General features: G+C 70.6%; 1 protein-coding gene. It reads right to left on the bottom strand.

Going from position 1 to position 1,321, the window contains the following annotated elements; genetic code table 11:
* Window positions 1–139 precede the first annotated feature (139 nt).
* Window positions 140–1,321, bottom strand: a 1,182-nt coding sequence (locus tag G6017_RS12400; protein WP_182617621.1) for a PTS fructose transporter subunit IIC, incomplete at its 5' end; no start/stop codon positions are given.

The raw sequence follows: 1,321 nt of genomic DNA, 5'->3' as shown, positions 1-1,321 counted from the left end.
TCCCTCGGCGGATCCCACGATGACGGTCGTGTTGGGCATGGTCTCTCCTCGTGACTGGTGAACTGCGGAACTGGGGGCTGATCAACCGGCGAGCCGGTCGGGTGGGGTCAGGCGGCCACCGGGTCAGGCGGCCACTGGCTCAGGCGGCCACGGTGGCGGGCGCCGGGGCCGTGACGGGGGCGGGATCGCGGCGGGCGCTCTTGGCCAGGATCACCGCGGTGGTCGAGACCAGCATCCCCGCGAGGATGGCTACCAGGTAGCCCCACACCGGGTTGATGGCGAACACCACGAACAGGCCGCCGTGCGGCGCGTAGGACTCCACCGAGAATGCCATGATGAGCGCTCCGGTGACTGCGCCACCGGCCATCATGGACGGGATCACGCGGACGGGGTCGGCGGCGGCGAACGGGATCGCGCCCTCGGTGATGAAGCTGGCGCCCAGCAGGAACGCGGCCCGGCCGTTCTCCTGCTCGACCTCACTGAACAGCCGCTTGCGGACGACTGTCGCCAGGCCCATGGCCAGCGGCGGCACCATGCCGGCGGCCATCACCGCGGCCATGATCCGGAGCGAGGCCGGGTTGTCGGCGACCAGTCCGGCGGTGGCGAAGGTGTATGCGGCCTTGTTGACCGGTCCGCCGAGGTCGAAGCACATCATCAGCCCCAGGATGATGCCCAGCAGGATCACCGAGGAACCGCTCATCCCGCCCAGCCACGACTCCATGGCGGAGGTCAGCGAGGCCAGCGGACGGCCGAGCAGCAGGAACATCAGCAGGCCGATCGCGAGCGAACCGAGCAGCGGGATCAGCACCACCGGCATGAGGCCGGACAGCCAGCGCGGGGTCTTCCAGGTGGTCATCCACCGCACCAGGTAGCCGGCGAGGATGCCCGTGACGAGCGCGCCGATGAACCCGGCGCCGAGGGTGGCCGAGAGGGCGCCGCCCACGAAGCCCGGCGCGATGCCCGGGCGGTCGGCCAGGCCGTAGGCGATGTACCCGGACAGGACCGCGATCATGAATCCCATCGCGGCCTGGCCGATCGCGAACAGCACGGCGCCGATGTACAACCGCAGGCCGGCGTGGGTGAGCATCTCGGCTCCGGCGGTCCCGGCGGAGACGATCTCGCCGTCGAGGTACCAGACCTGACCGGGCAGGTCGGTCAACGTGAACCCGGTGGCCACCTCCTGCCAGACGAACGCCACGTCGTACCCGGCGAACAGGAACCCCAGCGCCAGCAACAGGCCGCCGGCGGCGACGAACGGGATCATGTAGGACACGCCGGTCATCACCGCGCGCTGCAGCCCGCGGGCCCAGTGCTCGTCCGA

The sequence above is a fragment of the Dietzia sp. B44 genome (genome assembly GCF_014145245.1).
GTDB classification, from domain to species: domain Bacteria; phylum Actinomycetota; class Actinomycetes; order Mycobacteriales; family Mycobacteriaceae; genus Dietzia; species Dietzia natronolimnaea.
This window is presented reverse-complemented; position numbering and strand designations above follow the sequence as displayed.